Origin of the sequence: Bradyrhizobium sp. DN3 (genome assembly GCF_041357655.1) — a bacterium.
Lineage (GTDB): Bacteria > Pseudomonadota > Alphaproteobacteria > Rhizobiales > Xanthobacteraceae > Bradyrhizobium.
In genome coordinates, this window is sequence record NZ_JAULLN010000018.1 from 100,158 (window position 1) to 124,125 (window position 23,968).

Sequence of the window (23,968 nt, forward strand, 5' to 3'; positions counted from 1 at the left end):
AATTCCCCCACTCAGGCCCCTGAACGCCTCACCCGCGCCGTTCGACGGACGTCAGTTCCACGATCCACCCGTCACCGGTGCGGCTTGGATGGAGCTGAGTCTGAATATTCCAATATTTAGCGGCTTCGGTCAATTCAGCCTCTACATCTTGACCTTTGAGAAACAACGCCTTTGCGCCCTGGCGCATCAGCGGCTCCGCAAAGCCGATAAGTTGATGTAGCGGAGCCAACGCGCGCGCGGTGACGCAATCGACGGGGCCGGTGATTCTATCCACATTATCCCCGATCTCAGCGAGATGTACGAGCCCCGGAGATGTGGTGACGCGAATCGCCTCGCGCAGGAATGCGGCCTTCTTGGCGATTCGCTCGACGAGATGGACGCGGGCATCCGGCGTCCCGGCCATGGCGCAGGCGAGCACGACGCCCGGGAAGCCACCGCCGCTGCCGAGATCGGCCCAGCGTTTTGCCGCCGGTGCGAGATCCACGAGCTGAAGCGAGTCGGCGATGTGCCGGGTCCAAAGGTGCGGTAGCGTCGAGGGCGCGACGAGGTTGGTCTTGGCCTGCCACTCCCGGAGCAAGGCGATGTAGCGATCGAGCCGGTCCTCCGTTTCATGTGAAACGGGCGCGAGCTTGAGCGCCGCGATCTTGTCGGCAGCGATGACCGCGTCCAGTGATTGATCGGTGGCGCTGGCCTTGTCGATCTTCGGTCTGGTCGGCCTCGGTTCGGGTCGACCACCGGCGCCCTCACCCGCCGCGGATTTTCTTGATGACGATCTGCCGCCTCCCGGCCCGCGATGTTTCACGTGAAACGCCTATGCGATCGCCTTTGAGGTCTTCCGTGCCTCCCGCCGCAGATAGGCAGCGAGAATGCCGAGCGCCGCCGGCGTCATCCCATCGATCCGACCGGCCTGGCCGACCGTGAACGGCCGAGCCTTTTCCAGCTTGGCCCGCACCTCGTTGGAGAGACCGGGGACCTGCTGGTAGTCGACCTCAGTCAACACCATCCCCTCGTCGCGCCGGAATGCGTCGACATCGGCGCTCTGGCGCTCCAGATAGACGTCGTATTTGGCGTCGATCTCGAGGTGGGCGGCGATGACAGGGTCGATCGCGGACAGCTCCGGCCAGATCGCGCGGACCTGCCTCCAGCCAATATCTGGATACGCCATCAGCTCGAAGGCGGACCGGCGCTGGCCATCGCGGTTCAGGGACAGTCCGTGCTTGATCGCCTCGTTCGGGGTAATCGCGAGCGACTTCGAGAGCGTCCGGGCTGCGTTCAGGGCATCCATCTTGGCGCGATGGTGCTGCATCCTGGCAGTGCCGACACACCCCAAGGCGATGCCCTTCTCGGTCAGACGCTGGTCGGCGTTGTCGGCCCGCAGCGTCAGCCGGTATTCGGCCCGGGAGGTGAACATCCGATAGGGCTCGCTAATCCCGCGCGTGACGAGGTCGTCGATCATCACACCGAGATAGCCATCCGCCCGGTCGAACACGATCAGCGCGGCCCCGCTCGCCGAGAGCGCGGCGTTCAACCCGGCCACGATGCCCTGCCCGGCGGCCTCTTCGTATCCGGTGGTGCCATTGATCTGCCCTGCCAGGAACAGACCGCGCAGACGCTTGGTCTGGAGGGTCGGATCGAGCTCCCGGGGATCGATGTGGTCGTATTCGATGGCATAGCCCGGACGGACCATCTTCACCCGCTCCAGGCCCGGAATGCTGGCGAGGATCGCAAGCTGAACCTCTTCGGGGAGTGAGGTCGAGATGCCGTTGGGATAGACAGTCGTGTCGTCGAGCCCTTCCGGCTCCAAGAAGATCTGATGGCCATCACGGTCGCCGAAGCGGACGATCTTGTCCTCGATCGACGGACAATAGCGCGGACCGGAGCTCTTGATCTGGCCGGAGTACATCGGGGAGCGATGGACATTGGCGCGGATCACCTCATGGGTCGCCGAGGTGGTCCGGGTGATCCCGCACTGGATCTGCGGGGTCGTGATCCGCTCCGTCATCACTGAGAACGGCTCCGGTGGTTCGTCTCCGGGCTGCATTTCGACCGCCGACCAATCGATCGTGGTGCCGTCCAGACGGGGTGGAGTCCCCGTCTTCAGCCGTCCGAGAGTAAAGCCGGCGCGCTCAAAGGAGCTGGACAGGCCCATCGCCGGCGCCTCGCCCACACGACCGGCGGGCCAATTCTTCTCGCCGAGATGGATCAGACCGCGCAGGAAGGTGCCGGTGGTGACGACAATCGCCCCTGCCCGAAGCTGCCGGCCATCAGCCAGGCGCAGACCGGTGACCCGGCCTTCCACCACGATCAGCTCGTCAGCCTCACCCTCGATGACGGAAAGACCCTCGGTTTCCCTGATCGCGGCCTGCATCGCGGCCGCATAGAGCTTCCGGTCGGCCTGAGCGCGAGGACCACGGACAGCCGGACCCTTGCGGCGATTGAGGACGCGAAATTGGATGCCGCCGGCGTCGCTGACCCGGCCCATCAGACCATCGAGAGCATCGACTTCGCGGACCAGATGGCCCTTGCCGAGGCCGCCAATGGCGGGGTTGCAGGACATGGCGCCGACGGTGGAGAAACGGTGCGTCACCAGAGCTGTCGTTGCACTCATCCGCGCAGCAGCAGCCGCGGCTTCACAGCCGGCGTGACCGCCGCCAATGACGATGACGTCGAAACTCTCTCGCTCTGTTCGCATGAGCGGACTTCTAGCTCAGAGGCGGAGAAGCCGGAAGCGGAAACTGGCGGATGTTTCACGTGAAACGGTGGGGAAGGCGAAAGCGATTCCGTGAAAACAACCCCATGCACAGTAGAAAGGGCGTTGAACGACAGTTGTTTCACGTGAAACGAGAGCGCTTCGATGGGGTGGGGATTGCAAAGCCGTCATTGCGAGGAGCCCTTGCGACGAAGCAATCCAGTCTGCCTCCGCGGAGAGACGCTGGATTGCTTCGCTGCGCTCGCAATGACGGGCGGGGCGTTGCTCTTGCTCCCTGTTTAAATGCCCGGGGATCGAAGCATGGCGAGATTGAGCGCTAGGTTTTTCCGGCTCCCGGCCGTCATTGTCTTCGGGCTTAATTGAAGAGGGCTAAGGCCGAAACCTGTTTCACGTGGAAACGGTCCCCCCGCCGTTTCACGTGAAACGCAAGAAATGGAACAAATGCTAGTCCTACAATGAAGAACTAGCACTACTTTCCGATACAGAATTTCTGGAAGATGGCCCCAAGAACGTCTTCGACATCCACCCGGCCCAGCAACCGGCCTAGGGCGTAGGCGGCGGCACGCAGTTCCTCCGCGGCGAGCTCCTCGCCCTCTTCTACTAGCTCCAGGCTCCGGCGCAAGCTGTCTGCCGCTTGGCGCAACAGGTCGCGTTGGCGCGCGCGGGTCACCAATGCGCCCTCGCTGGTCCCAAAGAATTCAGACGCAAATGTCACGAGCCCGTCGACCAGCTGAGGGATGCCATCGCCCCGGCTCGCCGAGATCCCGAACTCGCCGCGCCGCCCGGCTTCCCCCACCCCACCGAGATCGATCTTGTTGCGCACGATCCAGACCGAGCCAACGGTCCGATCGTCATCGCCGGCCTTCCACAGCGACCGCGTCGCGTCGGGATCGATGGCCTGCGATCCCTCCACCAGCCACAGTACGAGATCTGCGTCTTCGGCCCTGGCCCGTGCCCGGCGCACGCCCTCTTGCTCGACCGGGTCATCGGTCTCGCGAATGCCGGCGGTGTCGATCACCGTCACGGGGTATCCGTCGAGATCGAGCTGCACCTCGATCACATCGCGTGTGGTGCCGGCGTGCGGCGAGACGATCGCGACCTCGCGGCGGGCGAGTTGATTCATCAGCGTCGACTTGCCGACATTCGGCTCGCCGGCGATCGCAACCACTAGGCCATCGCGCAGACGTTCAGCTTGTCCCTGTGCCGCAAGGACTTCCGCAATTTCACCATGCAGCGCTCGGATCGCCTTGATGGCCGGCGCCAGGAGCTCGGCAGGCACATCGCCCTCGTCCGAGAAATCGATGCCGGCTTCGATCAGGGCAGAAGCCTCGATGATGCGCTCACGCCAATCGCGCGCGCGATGGCCGAGCAGGCCTTGCAATTGGCGCAGCGCCTGACGCCGCTGGCGGTCGGTGTCGGCGTGGATGAGATCGTCGAGGCCCTCGGCCTCGGTGAGGTCGAGCTTGCCGTTCTCGAACGCGCGCCGCGTGAACTCACCAGGCTCGGCCGCCCGCGCATTCGGTATATCAGAAATAGATGCGAGAAGCGCCGAGAGCACCGCACGTCCGCCATGGACGTGGAATTCGGCGACGTCCTCGCCGGTCGCGCTTGCCGGTCCCGGAAACCAGAGCACGACTGCGTCGTCGATCGGTTGGCCCATACCGTCACGGAGCAATCGGCGGCTGGCCTGCCGCGGCGCAGGCAGCGTACCCGTCAGCGTCGTCAACACCACGCCGGCCTGCGGCCCGGAGACGCGCACCATCGCAATCGCGCTCGGCGGACGGCCGGACGACAGCGCAAAGATGGTCTGGTCTTGCGGATGCATGGCCTATTTGTCCGGCTGCGGAAGAAAAGGCAAATCCACCATTTCGAACGCCAAGTGGCCTAGTTTTGCTGCGCCAAGTCCCGCAGCAAAGGATTATATTGCGATGCAATAAAACTGCGGCAATTTTGCTGCAGGATCCAGCCGCTCAGGCCCAGCAGGCTCAACCAGATTCAATCTTATTGTATTCTGTCAAAGGCTTAACCGAAAATCGGGGTCGAGCGAGAGGGCCGCTAATCTGCTGCAATTCGCCGCAGCAAAGCTGCACAATGAAAAAGGGCGCCCGAAGGCGCCCTCCACTTTTCGCTGCACTGCATTCAAGTGTTCATCGAGTCGAAGAACTCAGAATTGCTCTTCGTCGAGCGCAGCTTGTCGAGCAGGAAGTCGATCGCATCCATGGTGCCCATCGGGTTGAGGATGCGGCGGAGCACGTACATTTTCTTGAGCACCTGCGGATCGGTGATGAGCTCCTCCTTGCGGGTGCCGGAGCGCGAGATGTCGATCGCCGGGAAGGTGCGCTTGTCCGAGACCTTGCGGTCCAGGATCAGCTCCGAGTTACCGGTGCCCTTGAACTCTTCGAAGATGACTTCGTCCATGCGGCTGCCGGTATCGACCAGCGCGGTCGCGATGATGGTCAGCGAGCCGCCCTCCTCGATGTTACGGGCGGCACCGAAGAAGCGCTTCGGGCGCTGGAGCGCGTTGGCATCAACACCGCCGGTCAGCACCTTGCCGGATGACGGCACCACGGTGTTGTAGGCGCGCCCCAGTCGGGTGATCGAATCGAGCAGGATCACGACGTCGCGGCCATGCTCGACCAGGCGCTTGGCCTTCTCGATCACCATCTCGGCGACCTGAACGTGGCGCACCGCCGGCTCGTCGAAGGTCGAGGACACCACCTCGCCCTTCACCGAACGCTGCATGTCCGTGACTTCTTCCGGACGCTCGTCGATCAGGAGCACGATCAGATAGCAGTCCGGGTGATTCGCGGTGATCGAGTGCGCGATGTTCTGCATCAGCACGGTTTTACCGGTGCGCGGCGGCGCGACGATCAGCGCGCGCTGGCCCTTTCCGATGGGCGCGACGATGTCGATCACGCGTGCAGAGAGATCCTTGCGCGTGGGATCGTCGATCTCCATGCGGAAGCGCTGATTCGGAAACAGCGGCGTGAGGTTATCGAAATTGACCTTGTGCTTGGCCTTTTCCGGGTCCTCGAAATTGAGCGTGTTGACCTTCAGCAACGCGAAATAGCGCTCGCCCTCTTTCGGGCTGCGAATATGGCCCTCGATGGTGTCGCCGGTGCGCAAGCCAAAACGGCGGATCTGCGAGGGCGAAACATAGATGTCGTCAGGGCCTGGCAAGTAATTCGCATCGGGCGAGCGAAGAAAGCCGAAGCCGTCGGAGAGCACCTCGACAACGCCCTCACCGACGATGTCGGTTTCCTGAATCGAGAGCTGCTTGAGGATGGCGAACAGCAGCTCCTGCTTGCGCAGGGTGCTGGCGTTCTCGACCCCTTTCTCTTCCGCGAACGAGACGAGCTCGGCCGGGGTTTTCGACTTGAGGTCCTGGAGTTTAATTTCCCGCATTGGGGTGGTCCTGTGGGGTAACCTTGGAAGGGGGTGCGAGGTGGCTCTGAAATGCGGACGCGAGCAGGTGCAGGTAAGGTCCGCAGGTCTGGCAAGGTGAGTGCCGGTGAGGCTTCAAACCTGATGCGGTGTCCGGCCTCTGGAAAGCTCGGACACAACCACATCCGCCTGCGTTGGGTGGGATATCGATAATATAGAAAATCGCTTCCTGCTCCGCAAGCCGAAGCGCTGAGCGATTCGTCGCGCGCCTTGCCTAGAACGGCTTCACGATCACCATGATCACGATGAAAATCATCAGGACGGTCGGCACCTCATTGATAATTCGATAGAATTTCTGGGTCCGCGGGCGTCGGTCGGCGGCGAAATCCTTTAGCCAGCGGGAAAAAAAGCCGTGGACCGCGGACATTGCCAGGACCAGTGCCAGTTTTACGTGCAACCAGCCGGAGCTGAACCAATGGCCGGACCAGGCGAGATAGAGCCCGGCGAGCCAGGTGACCATCATGGCCGGATTGATGATCGCCTTGAGCAGCCGGCGCTCCATGACCTTGAACGTTTCCGACTGCTTCGATCCGATTTCGGCCTCGGAGTGATAGACGAACAGCCGCGGCAGATAGAGCATGCCCGCCATCCAGGAGATGACGGCGATCACGTGCAGCGCCTTGATCCACTCATACATGCCGGCAGCCTCCCATTCTTGTTTTCGACCCGCTTTGCCGACGCGAACCGGGATCCATTCTGCTCGAAACCGCTTTCTGCTCACCGAACAGTGGATGGAAGGTGTCCGGTAAGAATTCATTCATAGATTTGGGCGCACACACATATCCGCGTGCTCGGCTCTTCTAAACCTAAAAATTTTAGAATCTTAAGGTTTGAGTCTTTGTGACCGTGGATTGGACTCACACAATTCGGTCCGCCGCTTCACGCGCGCTTGTTCACATCCATCAACATATCCTGTGCCGATCTGGGCCGTCGAAATAAGTGACCCGAGCTCAGGGGCTTGCGCCCGCTTGTCGGCAGCTTATCAAGAGGGTTGTCCGCGCAATCCTGTTTCCGCGCCGGACGGCCGGCAAACTTGTTCTGACAGGCAGCGGTGTGAAGAAAATTGGCCGTTGTCCCGTCCCTGGTGTCGCACATCCCTTTCCGAGAGGTTAAGCTCCACAGAAATCCACAAACTGCCCCACCAAAACTCAAAGAGTTTTTGTGCCGACCTCGAACAACTATTTCCATCTGCACCTGGTCTCCGACTCCACGGGCGAGACGCTCATCACCGTGGCGCGCGCGGTCGCGGCTCAATATGCCAACGTGACGCCGGTCGAGCATGTCTATCCGCTGGTGCGCAGCCAGAAGCAGCTCGATCGCGTGCTCGACGAGATCGAGGAGGCGCCGGGAATCGTGCTGTTCACGCTGCTGGAGAAGGATCTGGTCTTCAGGCTCGAGAACAAGTGCAAGGAGATCAACGTTCCGAGCCTGTCCATCATCGGCCCGGTGATGCAGCTGTTTGAAGCGTATCTCGGCGCTGCGACCACGGGTCGCGTCGGCGCCCAGCACGTGCTCAATGCGGAATATTTCAAGCGCATCGATGCGCTGAACTACACCATGATCCACGACGACGGCCAGCATGTCGAAGGTCTCGACGAGGCCGACGTGGTGCTGGTGGGTGTGTCCCGCACCTCGAAGACGCCGACGTCGATCTATCTCGCCAATCGCGGCATCCGCACCGCCAACGTGCCGCTGGTTCCGGGCATTCCGGTGCCCTCGCAATTGGAAACGCTGACGCGGCCCCTGGTCGTCAGCCTGCATGCAACGCCGGAACGCCTGATTCAGATCCGTCAGAATCGCCTGCTCTCTATGGGAGCCGAGTCCGGCAGCGACACCTACACCGACAAGCAATCGGTCACCGAGGAGGTTGCGTTCGCACGCAAGCTCAGCGCCAAGCATGATTGGCCGCTGCTGGATGTCACAAGACGCTCGATCGAGGAAACCGCCGCGGCGATCATGAAGCTCTACACCGATCGCCAGCGCAACCGGCCCTCGGAATAGTTCTCGCAATGGGTCTGTGGCGCGGCACATCTCCGTTGATCCTGGCCTCGCAAAGCAGCGCGCGGAAGACGCTGCTGGCGAATGCTGGCTTCGAATTCGAGAGCGTGACGGCTGACATCGACGAACGCGGCCTTCAGGCTGCGTCGAAACTTTCAAACCCGCGCGAAATTGCTCTGCTGCTGGCCTGTGAAAAGGCGAAGGCCGTCTCGGCTCTTCATCCGGGCAGCTACGTCATCGGCGCCGACCAGACCCTGGCTCTCGGCGAGCGCCTCTTTAACAAGCCCGCCGGTCGTCCCGAGGCGATGGCGCAGTTGCGTGATCTCGCCGGCAACAGCCACGAGCTGAATTCAGCGGTGGCGGTGGCGCACGACGGAAAGATTGTTTTCGAGGATGTTTCGGTAGCCCGCATGACCATGCGGCAAATGACCGAGGCCCAGCTTTCAGCCTATCTCGATGCCGCCGGTGACGCCGTCGCGACCAGTGTCGGCGGCTATCAGCTCGAAGGGCTGGGTATTCATCTGTTCGAGCGCATCGAGGGCGACCATTTCACCATTCTCGGCCTGCCGCTGCTGCCGCTGCTTGCGTTCCTGCGCCGCGAGCGGCTAGTTGCGGTGTGAACGACAGACATGGCTGGGCCTTGATGCGGATCCTCGGACTGACCGGCTCGATCGGGATGGGCAAATCCACCACCGCGAAATTGTTCGCGGAGGCTGGTGTTCCCGTCTACGACGCCGATGCCGCTGTTCATCACTTGTATGAGGGCGAAGCGGCTCCCGCGATCGAGGCTGCCTTCCCCGGCACGACCATCAACGGCAAGGTCGACCGCTCCAAACTGTCCGCGCGCGTCGTGCACGATCCCGCCGCGATCAAGCAGCTCGAGCAGATCGTCCATCCAATGCTGGGCGAGTCCCGCAAAAAATTCTTCGCCGAGGCCGAAGCGGCCAAGGTCCCCGTCGTGGTCCTGGACATTCCCCTCCTGTTCGAAACCGGCGGCGAGAAACGGGTCGACGCCGTGGTCGTGGTCTCGACCTCGCCGGAACTTCAGCGCGCGCGGGTGCTGGCGCGCGGCACGATGGACGAGGCAAAGCTCGACGCCATCATCGCCAAGCAGATGCCCGACGCCGAAAAGCGCAAGCGCGCCGATTTCGTGGTGGATACCTCAAACGGGCTGGACCCGGTGCGTGCTCAAATCAAGCACATCCTGGCCGAGGTCGTTAAGATGCCGCAGCGGCGAGCCTGATTCGCCGATTTTTGCACGGCCATCTCAATCATGCGCGAAATCGTTCTCGATACCGAAACCACCGGCCTCGATCCGCTCCGCGGCGATCGCCTGGTCGAAATCGGCTGTGTCGAGATATTTAACCGCATGCCGACCGGACAAACCTTCCACCGCTACATGAATCCTGAAAGGGACATGCCGGCGGAGGCCTTCGCAGTGCACGGGCTGTCGGCCGAATTCCTGTCGACCAAGCCGCTGTTCCACGAGGTCGTCGACGAGTTTCTGGAATTCATCGGCGATGCGCCGCTGGTGATCCACAACGCCTCGTTCGACATCAGCTTCATCAATGCCGAGCTCGATCGGATCAAGCGCGCGGCGATCCCGCGCGAGCGGCTGGTCGATACGCTGCTGCTGGCGCGGCGCAAGCATCCCGGCGTGTCGAACCGGCTCGACGATCTCTGCTCGCGGTATGCGATCGACAATTCACACCGCACCAAGCACGGCGCGTTGCTCGACGCCGAGCTCCTGGCCGAGGTCTATGTCGATCTGGTCGGGGCGCGGCAGTCGCAGTTGCTGCTTGCCTCGGATACCGAGGAGATTCGCGTCAGTGCGACCGGCGAAGCGCCGCGGCGACAGCGCCTGGTGCCGCTTGCGCCGCGGGTTTCCGATGCCGAACGCGAGGCCCACCGGGCCTTCATCGCAACGTTTGGCGACAAGGCGATCTGGAACGAGTACCTGCCCGCTCCAGCTGCCGTGGCGGCCGGTTAGGCCTGACCGGCTTGGCCCTGAGCGGCCATTTGCCGCTCCATGTTCTGACGATAGAGACCGACGAAGTCGACCGGATCCAGCATCAGCGGCGGGAACCCGCCGTCGCGGACGGCGGTCGCGATGATCTCGCGCGCGAACGGGAACAGCAGGCGCGGGCACTCGATCATGACCAGCGGATGCAAATTCTCCTTCGGCACATTGGCGATCCGGAACACGCCGGCATAGGCGAGCTCGAACGAGAACATCACCTTGCTCGCCGCCTCGGCCTTGCCTTCGACCGACAACGTCACCTCGAACTCCTGTTCGCTGAGGTTGTTGGCGCTGACGTTGATCTGGATGTTGATCTGGGGCGGCTGGCTCTGCTGCTGGAGCGAGCTCGGCGCGTTCGGATTTTCGAACGAGAGGTCCTTGGTATATTGCGCCAGCACGTTGAGCTGGGGAGCCTGGGCCGCCTCGGGAGGGGTGCCGTTACCGTTGGTCATGAAAGTCTCTCCTTACCCGATTTGGGCTGAATTTCGCGGCGGTTGGCTAACATAGGGCCGCCTCATTCCACAAGGACGAACGACCCCGGGTGAGATATCGGAGCCGCGCCCGCACCTGTGCCCTTCACCCCGGTCTTTTGCGCGAAATTGCGCCCTAAACGATTGAACAAGCGCGATTTCCGGGCACGATCGGGTTTCCCCTTAAGCATAAAACGCGCTACACTCAGCGCTGTGCCAAAAGGCGCCATTGGCCGGGCAAGATTTCGTGCCTACATCCCAGGGACCAGACGCGCGGACCTAAATGGTGATGTAGACTTGCCGTTTCGGTATGGAACGGTCTACTGGCCGGATTGATTTTCCCGGCGACGACCTCAAATCGAAGACCCAAAGCAAAGACCAGAAAGCGAATACGACGTGGACATCTACACTATCATTTTCCTGGCGCTGGCGGTCTTTATCTTTCTGCGGCTGCGCAGCGTGCTGGGACAGCGCACCGGCAACGAACGGCCGCCGTTCGACCGCAATGCGCTCCAGGGTGCCCAGGACAAGAACGTCGTGACCATGCCGGGCAAGGTGATCGACCAGGCCCCGCTGGCGCCGACGGCCGAGCCGGCCCCGCCCGCCGACCGCTGGAAGGGCCTGGCCGAGCCGGGCACCCCGCTCGCGCAGGGTCTCGACGCCATCGTCGACAAGGATTCCACTTTCGACCCGCGCCATTTCATCTCGGGTGCCCGCGGCGCCTATGAGATGATTGTGCTGGCCTTTGCCAATGGCGACCGTCGCGCGCTGCGCGACCTGTTGTCGTCGGAGGTCTATGAGAGCTTCGATGCCGCGATCAAGGAGCGCGAAAAGAACGAGCAGAAGACCGAGACGCGTTTTGTCTCGATCGACAAGGCTGAGCTCGTCGGCGCCGAGCTGCGCGACCGCACCGCCCAGCTCACCGTACGCTTCGTCTCGCAGATGATCTCGGTCACCCGCGACAAGGCCGGCAACATCGTCGACGGCAGCGCCGACACGGTCGCCGACATCACCGACATCTGGACTTTCGCCCGCGACACCTCCTCTCGCGATCCGAACTGGAAGCTGGTTGGCACCGGAAGCGCGAATTAAGATCTTCTTGAAGAACAGCGCGACGGCGCTTTGCGCAGGTGTCGTCGTGCTGTCGTCGTTTTCGCTCGGCGCTGAAGCGGCGCGGCGCCACTACCGCAGCCACCACCATCATCCTCCGACATTGCCTGCCGCCCCGCCGCGGGCCTTGCCCTATCCGCAGCTTCCCCTGCCGTTCGAGATTCCCGGCGCGCAATATCTGCCGCTGGCCTGGGCGGACGTGAAGGGCTGGAGCGAGGACAATCATCTCGCCGCCTACAAGACCTTCCGTGCGAGCTGCCGGTCGATCAACGCGCAGACCGGCGCATCCGAGCCGAAAGCCGAATCCAAAGCCGAATCCAAAGCACTTGGCGCCTCGCTGAGCGAGCCCTGCCGGGCCGCCAAATCGCTCGCGCTCACCGACGACGCCAAAGCAAAAACCTTCTTCGAGGACAATTTTTCGCCCTTGCGCATCTCGCGCCTCGGCGAGCCCGACGGCTTCGTCACCGGCTATTACGAGCCCGTGCTGGAGGGATCGCGGACGCAGACCGACGTCTACAACGTTCCGGTCTATCGCCGGCCGTCCAATCTGTTCGTGCGCGGCTACAAGCAGGACGCGGTCAGCCTGCCCAACAAGGGCCCGGTCTATCGCAAGATCGGCCGCCGCAAGCTGGTGCCCTATTATGACCGCGGCGAGATCGAGGACGGCAAGATCGCCGGCCGCGGGCTGGAGATCGCTTGGCTCAAGGACCCCACCGATCTCTTGTTCGCGCAGATCCAGGGCTCGGCGCGGATCAAGTTCGACGACGGCGGCACGGTCCGGCTCAATTACGACGCCTACAACGGCTATCCCTACACGGCGGTCGGTCGCATTCTGATCGAGCGCGGCATCATTCCGAAGGAAGAGATGTCGATGCAGAAGATCAGGGAATGGATGACGCAGAATCCTGAGGGCGCCAAGGAGCTGCGCCGCCAGAACCGCGCCTACATCTTCTTCCGCGAGGTCAATTTGTCCGACAAGGAGGAGGCGGTGGGTGCGCAGGGCATTCCGCTGACGGCCGGCCGCTCGATCGCGGTCGACAAGTCGCTGCACGTCTACGGCACGCCATTCTTCATCGAGGGCGAGCTGCCGATCGATTCCGAACGCGCCAAGACACCGTTCCACCGGCTGATGATCGCGCAGGACACCGGCTCGGCCATCATCGGACCTGCGCGCGCCGATCTTTATTTCGGCGCCGGCGCGGATGCCGGCCGCGTCTCCGGGCGGCTGCGCCATCCCATGCATTTCGTGATGCTGGTGCCGAGGGGCCTCGATCCCAGCGCGCGCGGCGCGAGGCTACCGGTGCCGGACCCGCGTCCCTCGGAGAAGATCGCAAAGCTGTTTCCGCAGGCCGACCCGGCGAAGGATCCGAAGAACGCGACGGCTGCGGCGAAAGCTGCTGAGTCAGGCAAGCCTGAATCCGTGAAGGCTGGCGCGCCCTCGCCTGCCGTGCCACAAGCCAAGGACGCCACCGTTGCGGTGGCAAGCCCAGTGCCGCTGCCGGAGCCGCGTCCCAACATCAAGCCCGACCGCGAACAGCGCAAGCGCGTGTATCGTCGTTCCCACCCGCAGCAATGAAGCGATCGTCCCGTCCGCCCGTGCTGGAGCCGCGTCCTTCACCGCGCCGCCGTGCGCTGAGCGAGGAGGAGCGCGCGCTGTGGGACAATGTTGCAAAACAGGTCAAGCCGCTGAGGAAATCTCGCGTGGCGAAGGCGCCGGCCGCGCCGCGCGGTGAGCCAGCACCGACGTCGCCGTCCGCAAGACCCGCGCCGCCCGCAAGGCCGGTCGCCGCTGCGCCGGTGCCGCGCGTCGCAAAACCGTCCATGCCGCCCTTGGCGCCGCTCGGCAAACGCGAGCGCGCAAAGCTGTCGCGTGGGCGCAGCGAGATCGAAGCGCGGCTCGACCTGCACGGCATGACCCAGACGCGGGCCCATCGTGCGTTGACCGGCTTCCTGCACCGCGCCCATCACGACGGCCTGACCTTCGTCCTCGTCATCACCGGCAAGGGCCGCAGCGGCGGCGAAAGCGGCGTGCTGCGCCGCCAGGTGCCGGAATGGCTCAGCCTGCCGGAATTCCGCGCCTTCGTCGTCGGCTTCGAGGAGGCCCATATCGGGCACGGTGGCCAAGGTGCGCTGTATGTGCGGATTCGGCGGCCGAGGGTCTAGAACGGCCGGACAATTGCGAGCGCGGACTTCTCTTGCCTCTCCCGCTTGCGGGAGAGGTCGACGCCCGAAAGCGCGGCGGGCGAGGGCTCTCTCGTCTTGGGGAATCCCTCTGTGGAGACACCCTCACCCCAGCCCTCTCCCGCAAGCGGGACAGGGAGCACACCGCCTAAAACGGCCGGATGATTCCGACGCGCGGGATCAGCGTGAGGATCAGGCCGAAGATGGTCGTCTTCCGATCCCCGACCGGAATCGGCGGCGTCTGCCGCGCAGCGGGAAGCATCTTCACCGCGTGCAGGATCAGGAACATGCAGACCGCCCAGTTCGAGATCCAGCGCGAATAGTCGAACACCATCGCGAACATCACGAGATAGGCAAGGCTGACGCCGATTAGGGCTGCGATCACGAGGCGGCGATGCGCCTCGCTGGCGAGCGTGCCGATCAGGCTCGCAAAATAACGCCACAACGGCGTGTGCAGCCAGATCAGTAGCGCAAACACGGGCACGCCGAGAATGTTGTGCGGCAGCCGGCCCCAGGTGTCGGCAACCTCCTTCGCCAGCGGCTGATACCAGATGTAGCTGAACTGCAGCAGATCGGTGCGAGATGAATCGGCCATCCGGCTCTTGAGATATGCGACGAAATCCGCTTCCGGGATCGGCATCGTTCCCAGAAACTGCGCCGCGAAGAACAGCGCGGAGACGAGGCCAAAGGCGGCGAAACCGAACGTGATGTTGGTGCGATTGCAGCCACAAGCCAGGTAATGCCTGATCACGACGATGGTGATGATCGTCGGCACATACATCAAGAGATGGATGTGATGGATCAACACGAGCACGATCGAGAACAGCGCAGCCGTCGCCACGAACAGCAGTGAGCCCGCCGGCATCAGCAAGAGGACGATCGCCAGCGCACAGCCATAGATGTCGAAATGGCCGAGCGTATGCATGAAGTTCTTGAGGAAGAACGGCGAGCCCGCGGTGAAGACGAACAGCGGCAGCGTCTTCGCGGTGAAGCCGAACGTCTTCTGGAACAGCGTTGCGTACAGCCCCAGCGTCGCCAGCCACGTCACGCCGCCGAGCGCGAACACCAGCCATACCGGCACCTTCGCCGTGAACAGTGCGACGATCGCCCCGATCAGCGCGCGCTTGATGAAGCCGAAATGGTAGTCGACGAGGAGGTGGATATAGGGGACGTAAGGCGGCAGCTGGATCTTGTGGACGAAGACACCGACGAGGACGGCGGCGTTGATCGCGAGCAGCACCCGCCAGGGGTTTTGCCAGAGGCTAGCGGGCATTTGGTACTTGCCGCGCATAAAACTCCGCCGTCGTCCCGGACAAGCGAGCATAGCGAGCGCTGATCCGGGACCCATAACCACAGAAGGTCGTTTGAGCCGAGATCGGAGTCGCCATCTGTTTCAACAAGGACCGCCGGGGGTAATGGGTCCTGGCTTTCGCCAGGACGACGGCGGAATAGATACAGCGCCGGGGCAAAATTACAAAATAAACCGGCTCAGATCGGCATTCTTGGCGAGGTCGCCAACGTGCTTCTGCACGTAGTCGGCATCGACCCGGACGGTCTCGCCATTGCGATCGGGGGCGGTGAAGGAGATCTCGTCCAGCACCCGCTCCATCACGGTCTGGAGCCGCCGCGCGCCGATGTTCTCGACGGCGGAATTGACGGCCACGGCGACGTCTGCCAGCGCATCGACCGCGCCATCGGTGATGTCGAGCGTCACGCCCTCGGTTTGCATCAAGGCGACATATTGCTTGATCAGCGAGGCTTCGGGCTCGGTGAGGATGCGGCGCATGTCGTCGCGGGTCAGCGCCTGCAATTCGACGCGGATCGGCAGGCGGCCCTGCAACTCCGGCAGCAGGTCGGACGGCTTTGCGACGTGGAAGGCGCCGGAGGCGATGAACAGGATGTGGTCGGTCTTGACCGCGCCGTGCTTGGTCGAGACCGAGGTGCCCTCGATCAGCGGCAACAGATCGCGTTGCACGCCCTCGCGGGAGACGTCGCCGCCGACGCGGCCGTCGCGGGCGCAGATCTTGTCGATCTCGTCCAGGAACACGATGCCGTTGTTCTCGACCGCGCTGATCGCCTCCAGCGTGAGCTGCTCGGTGTCCAAGAGCTTGTCGGATTCCTCGTTGACGAGGATCTCGTGCGAGCCCTCGACGGTCAGTCGCCGCGTCTTGCTGCGGCCGCCCAGCTTGCCGAAGATGTCGCCGATCGAGATCGCACCCATCTGCGCGCCCGGCATGCCGGGGATCTCGAACATCGGCATGCCACCGCCGGATGATTGCGTCTCGATCTCGATTTCCTTGTCGTTGAGCTCGCCGGCGCGCAGCTTCTTGCGGAAGGATTCGCGGGTCGCAGAAGAGGCATTGGCGCCGACCAGCGCATCGAGCACACGCTCCTCGGCCGCGAGCTGCGCCCGCGCCTGCACGTCCTTGCGCTTGCGTTCACGCACCTGGACGATCGCGACCTCGACGAGATCGCGCACGATCTGCTCGACATCGCGGCCGACATAGCCGACCTCGGTGAACTTGGTCGCTTCCACCTTCAGGAACGGTGCATTTGCGAGCTTGGCGAGCCGTCGCGCGATCTCGGTCTTGCCGACGCCGGTGGGGCCGATCATCAGGATGTTTTTCGGCAGCACCTCCTCGCGCAAGGAGCCTTCGAGCTGCTGCCGCCGCCAGCGGTTGCGCAGCGCGATCGAGACGGCGCGCTTGGCATCGGCTTGGCCGACGATGAAACGGTCGAGTTCGGAAACGATTTCGCGGGGGGAGAAGTCTGTCATGGCACCTTAGCTAGGGTCAGATGCGGGCTGGGACAAGCCGCTTTTTTCGGCCATCAGATGATCGGCGGACCGGATTGCCATTGCTTCACGGCGTCGACCGGATGGATCAGCATCAGGATATTGAGTGTCAGATTGTCGCGAATATGGAGCGCCAGCATGATTTCGAAGGCGAGGCCGATCAGAATGGTTACTGACACCGGCAGCACACGGGCAACGAGGAACCCCAGCACCATGAAGACCGTGTCCGAGACCGAGTTGACGATGCTGTCGCCGTAATAGTCCAGCGAGATCGTACCGGCGCGGTAGCGTTCGATGATGAACGGCGAGTTCTCGACGGTCTCCCAGGTGCCTTCGATCAGCATGGCGATGATCAGCCGCGCTGGCCATGACAAAGGCAGCGAGGGCAGTCGCGCAAACAGCAGCCAGGTCAAACCGTAGAACAGAAAGCCGTGCAGGACGTGGGAGAAACTGTACCAGTCTGCGATCTGCTGGGAATTCTCCGAGCTGTTCACCACGCCATGCCACAGCTTGATCGTGCCGCAGGTGCAGATCGGCACGCGTCCCATCGCGAACAGGATCGAGGCCTGCAGCGCCAGCAGCAGCAGCGCGATGCCGACCCAGGCGAGCGGCGGTACCGCGACCTTGCTCTGCTGCGTGCTCGTCAGCGTCACGATGCACGCACCATCAACACCGCCGGTCCATCCGGCGTCTCGACCATGCGGTCGCGGACGAAGCCCGCCTTCTCGTAGGCGCGTATCGCGCACGCGTTGAGCGGATCAGGATCGGTGACGATCCGCGGCACCCCGTTCCGCAGCTGCGCCTCGACGAACTGGCGAATGACCGCCGAGCCATGGCCGCACGCGATCATGTCGCTTTCGCCGATGAACTGGTCGATCCCACGCGTGCCCTCCGGTTGCGGCCCGAAGCCCGTATTCCAGGCGGTCAGGCGGTAGCATTGAAGATAGCCGAAGGGCCTGTTGCCGGCCAACACGATGAACTGGTCCATCGCGGGTTCAGTGAGGTCGCCGCTGACCAGCGCAAGCTGCTCGTCGGGATCGCCCCACCATTCCCGCACATGCGTCTGGCACAGCCAGTACCGGATCAGCGGCAGGTCGGCCGTTGTCATCGGGCGGAAGGTGTAGCTTAGGGCCATCCTATCGACCACGGTGGCACTGCGCCCCCTCTCCCGCTTGCGGGAGAGGGTCGGGGAGAGGGTGTCTCCGCAATGGGACAATCCCCCAGAGGAGAAAGCCCTCACCCGCGCCTTCGGCGCAACCTCTCCCGCAAGCGGGAGAGGTTGCAGCCAGTCCGGTGCCCCGCCGTTGAGTCACAGGTAGGCCCTACCCTGTCGCCAGGCTCTCGATCGTCACATTCCGGTTGGTGTAGACGCAGATGTCGGCGGCGATGTCGAGGGAGCGGCGGACGATGGTCTCGGCGTCCTTGTCGGTATCGAGCAGGGCGCGGGCCGCGGCGAGCGCATAATTGCCGCCGGAGCCGATCGCCATCACGCCGGCCTCGGGCTCGAGCACGTCCCCGGTGCCGGTCAGCACCAGCGAGACGTCCTTGTCGGCCACGATCATCATGGCCTCCAGCCGCCGCAGATAGCGGTCGGTGCGCCAGTCCTTGGCCAGCTCGACCGCAGCGCGGGTCAGCTGCCCCGGATACTGCTCAAGCTTGCTCTCCAGCCGCTCAAAGAGCGTGAAGGCGTCGGCGGTCGCGCCGGCAAAGCCGCCGATGACGTCGCCCTTGCCGAGCTTGCGGACCTTCTTGGCGTTGGACTTGATCACGGTCTGGCCGATCGAGACCTGGCCGTCGCCGCCGACCACCACCTTGCCGCCCTTGCGGACCGTCAAAATCGTGGTGCCGTGCCAGCCCGGCGAGCTGTTCTGGGAAACCTGCATGAATGATCCTCGTTGTCGGGCCTGATTTAGGCGGTCGGGGCCAAGGGGACAACCGGCGGACAACCGGCGCACAACGGGCCGCTCCGGGCCTAATTCGCTCACCATAGGCAGAAGTAGAGGCCCGGCTACCCGTTCCCGCAGTAGCGAAGGCGTCATTTGGCTGTTAAAAGACCGGCGTTTTCGGCCCCGAACTAGGATGAAAGCTAGTTTTGATGCGCACCGCGACGATCAAGCGCAAGACCAAGGAGACCGACATCGAGGTCACCGTGAACCTCGATGGCACCGGCGTGGCCAATATCGCGACCGGCATCGGCTTTTTCGACCATATGCTCGATCTCCTCGCCCGCCATTCCCGCATCGACCTCACGGTCAAGGCGGTGGGCGACCTGCACATTGATCATCACCATACCACCGAAGACACCGGCATCGCGCTCGGCCAGGCGGTCAAGCAGGCGCTCGGCAACATGGCGGGCATCACCCGCTATGCCGGCGTGCACATGCCCATGGACGAGACGCTGTCGCGCGTCGTCATCGACATCTCGGGCCGCCCGTTCCTGGTGTTCAAGGCCGACTTCCCCCGCGACAAGATCGGCGAGTTCGACACCGAGCTGGTGCGCGAGTGGTTCCAGGCCTTCGCCATCAACGCCGGCGTGACTCTTCACGTCGAGACCCTATATGGCGATAACAGCCACCATATCGCCGAGTCCTGCTTCAAGGGTCTGGCGCGGGCGCTGCGCACTGCGGTCGCGATCGATCCGAAGGCTGTGGGCGAAATCCCGTCCACCAAGGGCTCGCTCGGCGGCTGACGTCTCGGTCCGGCGGCGGGCGCCGCCTCCGGTATCACTGAATTCAGAGAACGGGGCATCACCATGCCTGTCTACACGGTTCATGCTCCCTCTCCTGCCGGAGCCGATCTGCGTGCCACCGACAAGTTCGTCTTCGTGCGCGACGGCTTCCATTTCTGGGCGATGATCTTCGGCCCGATCTGGCTGCTGTGGAATCGGCTGTGGCTGGCGCTGATCGGCTGGCTGATCTTTGTGGCCGCGTTCAATGCGGGGCTGTCCAGCCTCGGTCTCGGGCGCTCGTCGATCTTCTACGCGGATCTCATTATCGCCCTGCTGATGGGCTTTGAGGCCTCGAGCCTGCGCCGTTGGACCTTGTCGCGCGGCAAGTGGCGGCAGCTCGACGTCGTGATTGCCGACAAAGAGGACACCGCCGAGCACCGCTTCTTCGAGCGCTGGAGCCAGAAGCAGCACGGCATCGTCAACGATCAATGGGCCGTCGATCGCGGCGGCCCGCCGCCGACGCGCAGCGTACCGGGTCAGCAATTCTCGAACCCGCCGCCATTGCCGGCGGGCGGCATCATTGGGTTGTTTCCAGAACCGGGAGGGTCAAGATGAGCGTCGCCATCATCGATTACGGTTCCGGCAACCTGCATTCCGCCGCGAAAGCCTTCGAGCGCGCCGCGCGCGGCCTGGACAACCCTCAAAAGGTCTTCGTTACCAGCGATCCGGACCAGGCCTACAGCGCCGACCGTCTGGTGCTGCCGGGCGTCGGCGCCTTCGCCGATTGCCGGCGCGGACTTGATGCCGTCAACGGCATGGTCGAGGCGATCACGGAAGCGGTGCGCGTCAAGGCGCGGCCCTTCTTCGGGATCTGCGTCGGCATGCAGTTGATGGCAAGCCGCGGCAAGGAGCATGTCACGACGGACGGCCTGAATTGGATCGGCGGCGATGTCGAGAAGATCACGCCGCGCGACGAGAACCTGAAGATCCCGCACATGGGCTGGAATACACTCGAGGTGCTGCGCGAGCATCCGGTGCTGACCAAGCTGCCGCTTGGCCCTAAGGGCCAGCACGCCTATTTCGTGCACTCCTATCACCTCAACCCCACGAACGAGGCGGACGTGCTCGCGCGCGCCGATTACGGCGGCCCTGTCACCGCGATCGTCGCGAAGGACACCGCGATTGGCACGCAATTTCACCCCGAGAAAAGCCAGCGTTTCGGCCTGGCCCTGATCTCGAACTTTTTGCGATGGAAACCGTGATCCTCTTCCCCGCGATCGACCTCAAGAACGGCCAATGCGTGCGCCTCGAGCAAGGCGACATGGCGCGGGCGACCGTGTTCAACCTCGATCCCGCGGCGCAAGCGCAGAGCTTTGCCGCGCAGGGTTTTGAGTATCTCCACGTCGTCGACCTCGACGGTGCCTTTGCCGGCAAGCCGGTGAATGCCGAGGCCGTCGAGGCGATGCTGAAGACGATCAGGATTCCGGTGCAGCTCGGCGGCGGCATTCGCGATCTCGCCACCGTCGAAGCCTGGCTCGACAAGGGCATCACCCGCGTCATCATCGGCACCGCCGCGGTGCGCGATCCCCAGTTGGTGAAGGCTGCGGCGAAGAAATTCCCCGGCCGCGTCGCGGTCGGTCTCGATGCCCGCGACGGCAAGGTCGCGGTCGAAGGCTGGGCCGAGACCTCGCAGGTCACGGTGCTGGAGATCGCAAAGCGTTTCGAGGATGCCGGCGTTGCCGCCATCATCTTCACCGACATCGCGCGCGACGGGCTGCTCAAGGGCCTGAATCTAGATGCGACCATCGCACTCGCCGACGCAATTTCGATTCCGGTGATCGCCTCCGGCGGCCTCGCCTCGATCGAGGACGTCAAGGCGATGCTGACGCCGCGGGCCAAGAAGCTCGCCGGCGCGATCGCCGGCCGTGCGCTCTACGACGGCCGGCTCGATCCCGCCGCCGCCCTCACCCTGATCCGCAACGCGCACTAGGAGCTGACACATGTTCAAGGTGCGCGTGATCCCCTGCCTCGACGTCAAGGACGGCCGGGTCGTCAAGGGCGTCAACTTCGTCGATTTGCGCGATGCCGGCGACCCTGTCGAAGCCGCGATCGCCTATGATGCCGCCGGGGCCGATGAGCTCACCTTCCTCGACATCACCGCGACCCATGAGAACCGCGGCATCATGCTGGATGTGGTCCGGCGCACGGCGGAAGCCTGCTTCATGCCCGTCACGGTCGGCGGCGGCGTGCGTGAGGTCAACGACATCAAGACGCTGCTGCGCGCCGGCGCAGACAAGGTCTCGATCAACAGCGCCGCGGTGTCGCGGCGCGAGTTCGTCAAGGAAGCCGCCGAGAAGTTCGGCGAGCAGTGCGTGGTGGTGGCGATCGACGCCAAACGCGTCAAGCGTCCGGGCGGCGACCGCTGGGAGATCTTCACCCATGGCGGACGCAATTCGACCGGCATCGACGCCATCGAATATGCCCAGGAAGTGGTCTCGCTCGGCGCCGGTGAAATCCTGCTTACCTCGATGGACCGCGACGGCACCCGGCAGGGTTTTGACATTCCGCTGACCCGGGCGATCGCCGACAGCGTCTCCGTCCCGGTGATCGCCTCCGGCGGCGTCGGCAATCTCGACCACCTCGTCGACGGTATCCGCGACGGGCACGCAACCGCCGTGCTGGCCGCCTCGATCTTCCACTTCGGGGAATTCACCATCCGCGAAGCCAAGGAGCACATGGCCCGCTGCGGACTGCCCATGCGCCTCGATGCCTGACGACTCCCGTTCATAAAAGTGGTACACGAGCCGGTAGAGACCGGCTCGTTCGGCCGGATCGCGTTTTCCGAGTAGTCTGCATGCCGCGTTTCACGATCCACGATCTGGCCGAGACCATCGATGCCCGCGCGGCATCCGGTGGCGAGGCCTCCTATACCCGCAAACTTCTGGACAAGGGCGCCGAGCATTGCGCCAAGAAGTTCGGCGAGGAAGCAGTCGAAACCGTAATCGCAGCAGTCGAAAACGATCGCGCGCATCTGATCGCCGAAAGCGCCGACCTGCTCTACCATTTCCTTGTGCTGCTCAAGGCACGCGGCGTAAAGCTGGAGGAGGTCGAGGCCGCGCTGGACAAGCGGACGTCGATGTCAGGGTTGGAAGAAAAGGCGTCGCGCAAGAGCGGCAACTAGCCGAGGTGGAAAGATCGCGTCATGGATATCCGCGCACCCGAGCAGCAGTATAATCCGTACCGCGTCTATACGCGCGAGCAGTGGTCCAGGCTGCGCGACGACACGCCGATGACGCTGGAGCCGGGCGAGTTCGACCGGCTGCGCTCGCTGCACGATCGCCTGGACTTGCAGGAGGTCGAGGACATCTACCTGCCGCTGTCGCGCCTGTTGTCGATCTATGTCGACGCCATGCAGCGCCTGTATTACGCCGAGCGCCAGTTCCTCAATATCCGCGACCGAAAAGTGCCCTACATCATCGGCGTCGCCGGCTCGGTCGCCGTCGGAAAATCCACCACGGCCCGCGTGCTTCAGGCGCTGTTGGCGCGCTGGTCGCCGCGGCCGAAGGTCGAACTGATCACGACCGACGGATTTCTGTATCCCAACGCGGTGCTCGAGCGGCAGGGCATCATGCAGAAGAAGGGTTTTCCGGACAGCTATGATCTGCCGCTGCTGCTCAGCTTCCTCTCCGACATCAAATCCGGCCGCCGGCACGTCCGCGCGCCGGTCTATTCGCATCTGACCTACGACATCGTGCCAAACGAGTGGGCCGAGATCGATCGGCCCGACATTCTGATCGTCGAAGGCGTCAACGTGCTGCAGACCGGAAAGCTGCCGCGTGACGGCAAGGCGGTGCCTGTGGTCTCCGACTTCTTCGACTTCTCGGTCTATATCGATGCCGACGAGGCGGCGCTGCGGCAATGGTACATCAAGCGCTTCCTGGCGCTGCGCGACACCGCCTTCACCAATCCAAAATCCTACTTCAACCGCTACGCCCTGTTGTCGGACGAGGAAGCGACCGCCACCGCGATCGCGATCTGGGAACGCACCAACCTCGCTAATCTCGAGGACAACATTCTGCCGACCCGTCCACGCGCGACGCTGATCCTGAAAAAGGGCGCCGACCACACGGTGGAGAGCGTGGCGCTCAGGCGGCTGTAATCACGTCGGTGAACATGGGTCCGTGGCTGGTCCGGGCTGAGTGTCTTTTGTTGCTGACCGACAATCGGTATTCCGCTATGCCTTCAAAAACGGCTGGGAGGCAGCATGGTTGATCGTCTCAGAAGCGCCGCGGAGCAGCTTGAAGCGCCGATCTGCCCGGACTGCCATATCGAGATGAAGTGGTTCCGCTCCGAACTGCTCGCGGACGAGCCGACCCCGATCATCGCGCATCTCTTCGTGTGCCCACATTGCAAGCGCGCGGCAAAGACGGACACCATATTCAAGGGCCCCCAAACGCCGCCTGATAAGCTCGCTGCGCCGCGTTTTACTGCTCATGAAGGAACGATCGTCCCGCCGGACGACACGGGGCATGCTCGGCTCCCGGCCTGCCCCGCACCATAGCTGGCGCCGGCC

Annotated in this window: 26 protein-coding genes; 15 read left to right on the forward strand and 11 right to left on the reverse strand. The window is 63.4% G+C overall.

Annotated elements, in window-relative coordinates:
* Positions 1–28: 28 nt before the first annotated feature.
* The 5 genes from rsmG to hemJ all read right to left on the reverse strand — a co-directional run bounded on the left by rsmG (position 29) and on the right by hemJ (position 6,791).
* A complete protein-coding gene (rsmG, locus tag AAE027_RS25255) occupies positions 29–670 on the reverse strand; it encodes a 16S rRNA (guanine(527)-N(7))-methyltransferase RsmG (RefSeq protein ID WP_370989095.1) in 642 nt (213 codons plus the stop codon).
* A gap of 141 nt (positions 671–811) precedes the next feature.
* Positions 812–2,692, reverse strand: coding sequence for a tRNA uridine-5-carboxymethylaminomethyl(34) synthesis enzyme MnmG (gene mnmG, locus AAE027_RS25260; RefSeq protein WP_370989023.1), 1,881 nt, complete (start codon positions 2,690–2,692; stop codon positions 812–814).
* A gap of 487 nt (positions 2,693–3,179) precedes the next feature.
* On the reverse strand, positions 3,180–4,535 hold the full coding sequence (mnmE, locus tag AAE027_RS25265; RefSeq protein ID WP_370989022.1) for a tRNA uridine-5-carboxymethylaminomethyl(34) synthesis GTPase MnmE: 1,356 nt from the start codon (positions 4,533–4,535) through the stop codon (positions 3,180–3,182).
* A 314-nt stretch (positions 4,536–4,849) separates the two neighbouring features.
* Positions 4,850–6,115 carry a transcription termination factor Rho gene (gene rho, locus AAE027_RS25270; RefSeq protein ID WP_091882608.1) on the reverse strand — a complete coding sequence of 422 codons (1,266 nt, stop codon included), beginning with the start codon at positions 6,113–6,115 and terminating at the stop codon, positions 4,850–4,852.
* Positions 6,116–6,368: 253 nt separating this feature from the next.
* Positions 6,369–6,791 (reverse strand): protoporphyrinogen oxidase HemJ, encoded by a 423-nt coding sequence (hemJ, locus tag AAE027_RS25275; protein WP_091882604.1) that lies wholly within the window; start codon positions 6,789–6,791, stop codon positions 6,369–6,371.
* A gap of 524 nt (positions 6,792–7,315) precedes the next feature.
* Here hemJ and AAE027_RS25280 point away from each other — a divergent pair.
* The 4 genes from AAE027_RS25280 to dnaQ are packed head-to-tail and all read left to right on the forward strand — an operon-like array spanning position 7,316 to position 10,142.
* Positions 7,316–8,155, forward strand: coding sequence for a pyruvate, water dikinase regulatory protein (locus AAE027_RS25280; RefSeq protein WP_091882598.1), 840 nt, complete (start codon positions 7,316–7,318; stop codon positions 8,153–8,155).
* A gap of 8 nt (positions 8,156–8,163) precedes the next feature.
* The gene (locus tag AAE027_RS25285) at positions 8,164–8,772 is read left to right on the forward strand and encodes a Maf family protein (RefSeq protein ID WP_370989021.1); all 609 of its coding nucleotides are present in this window, start codon (positions 8,164–8,166) and stop codon (positions 8,770–8,772) included.
* Between the two features lie 23 nt (positions 8,773–8,795).
* Complete coding sequence (coaE, locus tag AAE027_RS25290) at positions 8,796–9,395, forward strand: dephospho-CoA kinase (protein WP_370989094.1); 600 nt, start codon at positions 8,796–8,798, stop codon at positions 9,393–9,395.
* 30 nt (positions 9,396–9,425) lie between these two features.
* The gene (gene dnaQ, locus AAE027_RS25295) at positions 9,426–10,142 is read left to right on the forward strand and encodes a DNA polymerase III subunit epsilon (protein ID WP_091882592.1); all 717 of its coding nucleotides are present in this window, start codon (positions 9,426–9,428) and stop codon (positions 10,140–10,142) included.
* On the opposite strand, the gene secB is transcribed toward dnaQ, so the two are convergent.
* Positions 10,139–10,624, reverse strand: a complete 486-nt coding sequence (secB, locus tag AAE027_RS25300; protein ID WP_091882589.1) for a protein-export chaperone SecB — start codon at positions 10,622–10,624, stop codon at positions 10,139–10,141. The two genes, dnaQ and secB, sit on opposite strands and share 4 nt — an antisense overlap.
* Positions 10,625–11,038: 414 nt before the next feature.
* Between secB and AAE027_RS25305 the strand changes: the two genes are divergently transcribed.
* The 3 genes from AAE027_RS25305 to AAE027_RS25315 are packed head-to-tail and all read left to right on the forward strand — an operon-like array spanning position 11,039 to position 13,915.
* Entirely contained in the window at positions 11,039–11,734 is a 696-nt protein-coding gene (locus tag AAE027_RS25305) for a Tim44/TimA family putative adaptor protein (RefSeq protein WP_370989020.1), read from the forward strand.
* Positions 11,712–13,328, forward strand: a complete 1,617-nt coding sequence (gene mltA / locus AAE027_RS25310) for a murein transglycosylase A (protein ID WP_370989019.1) — start codon at positions 11,712–11,714, stop codon at positions 13,326–13,328. Before AAE027_RS25305 ends, mltA begins: the two co-directional genes overlap by 23 nt.
* Complete coding sequence (locus AAE027_RS25315; RefSeq protein ID WP_370989018.1) at positions 13,325–13,915, forward strand: Smr/MutS family protein; 591 nt, start codon at positions 13,325–13,327, stop codon at positions 13,913–13,915. Before mltA ends, AAE027_RS25315 begins: the two co-directional genes overlap by 4 nt.
* A 166-nt stretch (positions 13,916–14,081) precedes the next feature.
* Here AAE027_RS25315 and AAE027_RS25320 read toward each other — a convergent pair whose 3' ends face one another.
* The 5 genes from AAE027_RS25320 to hslV all read right to left on the reverse strand — a co-directional run bounded on the left by AAE027_RS25320 (position 14,082) and on the right by hslV (position 18,610).
* Entirely contained in the window at positions 14,082–15,206 is a 1,125-nt protein-coding gene (locus tag AAE027_RS25320; RefSeq protein ID WP_370989017.1) for a hypothetical protein, read from the reverse strand.
* 198 nt (positions 15,207–15,404) lie between these two features.
* A complete protein-coding gene (gene hslU / locus AAE027_RS25325; RefSeq protein WP_091882581.1) occupies positions 15,405–16,709 on the reverse strand; it encodes an ATP-dependent protease ATPase subunit HslU in 1,305 nt (434 codons plus the stop codon).
* Between the two features lie 53 nt (positions 16,710–16,762).
* Positions 16,763–17,380, reverse strand: coding sequence for a DUF2585 domain-containing protein (locus AAE027_RS25330; RefSeq protein WP_370989016.1), 618 nt, complete (start codon positions 17,378–17,380; stop codon positions 16,763–16,765).
* Positions 17,377–17,862: a GNAT family N-acetyltransferase gene (locus tag AAE027_RS25335; protein ID WP_370989015.1), complete on the reverse strand. Its 486-nt coding sequence runs from the start codon at positions 17,860–17,862 to the stop codon at positions 17,377–17,379. The genes AAE027_RS25330 and AAE027_RS25335 overlap by 4 nt, the downstream gene beginning before the upstream one ends.
* 187 nt (positions 17,863–18,049) lie before the next feature.
* Positions 18,050–18,610, reverse strand: a complete 561-nt coding sequence (gene hslV / locus AAE027_RS25340; RefSeq protein ID WP_091882572.1) for an ATP-dependent protease subunit HslV — start codon at positions 18,608–18,610, stop codon at positions 18,050–18,052.
* Between the two features lie 212 nt (positions 18,611–18,822).
* Between hslV and hisB the strand changes: the two genes are divergently transcribed.
* The 8 genes from hisB (at position 18,823) to AAE027_RS25380 (ending at position 23,956) form a co-directional block, all read left to right on the forward strand.
* Complete coding sequence (gene hisB, locus AAE027_RS25345) at positions 18,823–19,416, forward strand: imidazoleglycerol-phosphate dehydratase HisB (protein ID WP_091882569.1); 594 nt, start codon at positions 18,823–18,825, stop codon at positions 19,414–19,416.
* A 63-nt stretch (positions 19,417–19,479) separates the two neighbouring features.
* A complete protein-coding gene (locus tag AAE027_RS25350; protein ID WP_370989014.1) occupies positions 19,480–20,010 on the forward strand; it encodes a DUF2628 domain-containing protein in 531 nt (176 codons plus the stop codon).
* Positions 20,007–20,657 (forward strand): imidazole glycerol phosphate synthase subunit HisH, encoded by a 651-nt coding sequence (hisH, locus tag AAE027_RS25355; RefSeq protein WP_370989013.1) that lies wholly within the window; start codon positions 20,007–20,009, stop codon positions 20,655–20,657. The genes AAE027_RS25350 and hisH overlap by 4 nt, the downstream gene beginning before the upstream one ends.
* Positions 20,645–21,385 carry a 1-(5-phosphoribosyl)-5-[(5-phosphoribosylamino)methylideneamino]imidazole-4-carboxamide isomerase gene (gene hisA / locus AAE027_RS25360; RefSeq protein ID WP_370989012.1) on the forward strand — a complete coding sequence of 247 codons (741 nt, stop codon included), beginning with the start codon at positions 20,645–20,647 and terminating at the stop codon, positions 21,383–21,385. Before hisH ends, hisA begins: the two co-directional genes overlap by 13 nt.
* A gap of 10 nt (positions 21,386–21,395) precedes the next feature.
* On the forward strand, positions 21,396–22,169 hold the full coding sequence (gene hisF, locus AAE027_RS25365; RefSeq protein ID WP_091882560.1) for an imidazole glycerol phosphate synthase subunit HisF: 774 nt from the start codon (positions 21,396–21,398) through the stop codon (positions 22,167–22,169).
* Between the two features lie 80 nt (positions 22,170–22,249).
* The gene (locus AAE027_RS25370) at positions 22,250–22,576 is read left to right on the forward strand and encodes a phosphoribosyl-ATP diphosphatase (protein WP_008539706.1); all 327 of its coding nucleotides are present in this window, start codon (positions 22,250–22,252) and stop codon (positions 22,574–22,576) included.
* A gap of 21 nt (positions 22,577–22,597) precedes the next feature.
* Positions 22,598–23,554, forward strand: a complete 957-nt coding sequence (gene coaA / locus AAE027_RS25375) for a type I pantothenate kinase (protein WP_091882557.1) — start codon at positions 22,598–22,600, stop codon at positions 23,552–23,554.
* Between the two features lie 105 nt (positions 23,555–23,659).
* Positions 23,660–23,956 carry a hypothetical protein gene (locus AAE027_RS25380; RefSeq protein WP_244551021.1) on the forward strand — a complete coding sequence of 99 codons (297 nt, stop codon included), beginning with the start codon at positions 23,660–23,662 and terminating at the stop codon, positions 23,954–23,956.
* The last annotated feature ends 12 nt before the right edge of the window (positions 23,957–23,968 follow it).

Excerpts from the sequence above, each read along its gene's own strand:
- mnmG (WP_370989023.1), bottom strand. The coding sequence starts at position 2,692 with ATGCGAACAGAGCGAGAGAGTTTCGACGTCATCGTCATTGGCGGCGGT.
- mnmE (WP_370989022.1), bottom strand. The coding sequence starts at position 4,535 with ATGCATCCGCAAGACCAGACCATCTTTGCGCTGTCGTCCGGCCGTCCG.
- rho (WP_091882608.1), bottom strand. The coding sequence starts at position 6,115 with ATGCGGGAAATTAAACTCCAGGACCTCAAGTCGAAAACCCCGGCCGAG.
- hemJ (WP_091882604.1), bottom strand. The coding sequence starts at position 6,791 with ATGTATGAGTGGATCAAGGCGCTGCACGTGATCGCCGTCATCTCCTGG.
- AAE027_RS25285 (WP_370989021.1), top strand. The coding sequence starts at position 8,164 with ATGGGTCTGTGGCGCGGCACATCTCCGTTGATCCTGGCCTCGCAAAGC.
- coaE (WP_370989094.1), top strand. The coding sequence starts at position 8,796 with ATGCGGATCCTCGGACTGACCGGCTCGATCGGGATGGGCAAATCCACC.
- dnaQ (WP_091882592.1), top strand. The coding sequence starts at position 9,426 with ATGCGCGAAATCGTTCTCGATACCGAAACCACCGGCCTCGATCCGCTC.
- secB (WP_091882589.1), bottom strand. The coding sequence starts at position 10,624 with ATGACCAACGGTAACGGCACCCCTCCCGAGGCGGCCCAGGCTCCCCAG.
- AAE027_RS25315 (WP_370989018.1), top strand. The coding sequence starts at position 13,325 with ATGAAGCGATCGTCCCGTCCGCCCGTGCTGGAGCCGCGTCCTTCACCG.
- AAE027_RS25320 (WP_370989017.1), bottom strand. The coding sequence starts at position 15,206 with ATGCCCGCTAGCCTCTGGCAAAACCCCTGGCGGGTGCTGCTCGCGATC.
- hslU (WP_091882581.1), bottom strand. The coding sequence starts at position 16,709 with ATGACAGACTTCTCCCCCCGCGAAATCGTTTCCGAACTCGACCGTTTC.
- AAE027_RS25335 (WP_370989015.1), bottom strand. The coding sequence starts at position 17,862 with ATGGCCCTAAGCTACACCTTCCGCCCGATGACAACGGCCGACCTGCCG.
- hslV (WP_091882572.1), bottom strand. The coding sequence starts at position 18,610 with ATGCAGGTTTCCCAGAACAGCTCGCCGGGCTGGCACGGCACCACGATT.
- hisB (WP_091882569.1), top strand. The coding sequence starts at position 18,823 with ATGCGCACCGCGACGATCAAGCGCAAGACCAAGGAGACCGACATCGAG.
- AAE027_RS25350 (WP_370989014.1), top strand. The coding sequence starts at position 19,480 with ATGCCTGTCTACACGGTTCATGCTCCCTCTCCTGCCGGAGCCGATCTG.
- hisH (WP_370989013.1), top strand. The coding sequence starts at position 20,007 with ATGAGCGTCGCCATCATCGATTACGGTTCCGGCAACCTGCATTCCGCC.
- hisA (WP_370989012.1), top strand. The coding sequence starts at position 20,645 with ATGGAAACCGTGATCCTCTTCCCCGCGATCGACCTCAAGAACGGCCAA.
- hisF (WP_091882560.1), top strand. The coding sequence starts at position 21,396 with ATGTTCAAGGTGCGCGTGATCCCCTGCCTCGACGTCAAGGACGGCCGG.
- AAE027_RS25370 (WP_008539706.1), top strand. The coding sequence starts at position 22,250 with ATGCCGCGTTTCACGATCCACGATCTGGCCGAGACCATCGATGCCCGC.
- coaA (WP_091882557.1), top strand. The coding sequence starts at position 22,598 with ATGGATATCCGCGCACCCGAGCAGCAGTATAATCCGTACCGCGTCTAT.
- AAE027_RS25380 (WP_244551021.1), top strand. The coding sequence starts at position 23,660 with ATGGTTGATCGTCTCAGAAGCGCCGCGGAGCAGCTTGAAGCGCCGATC.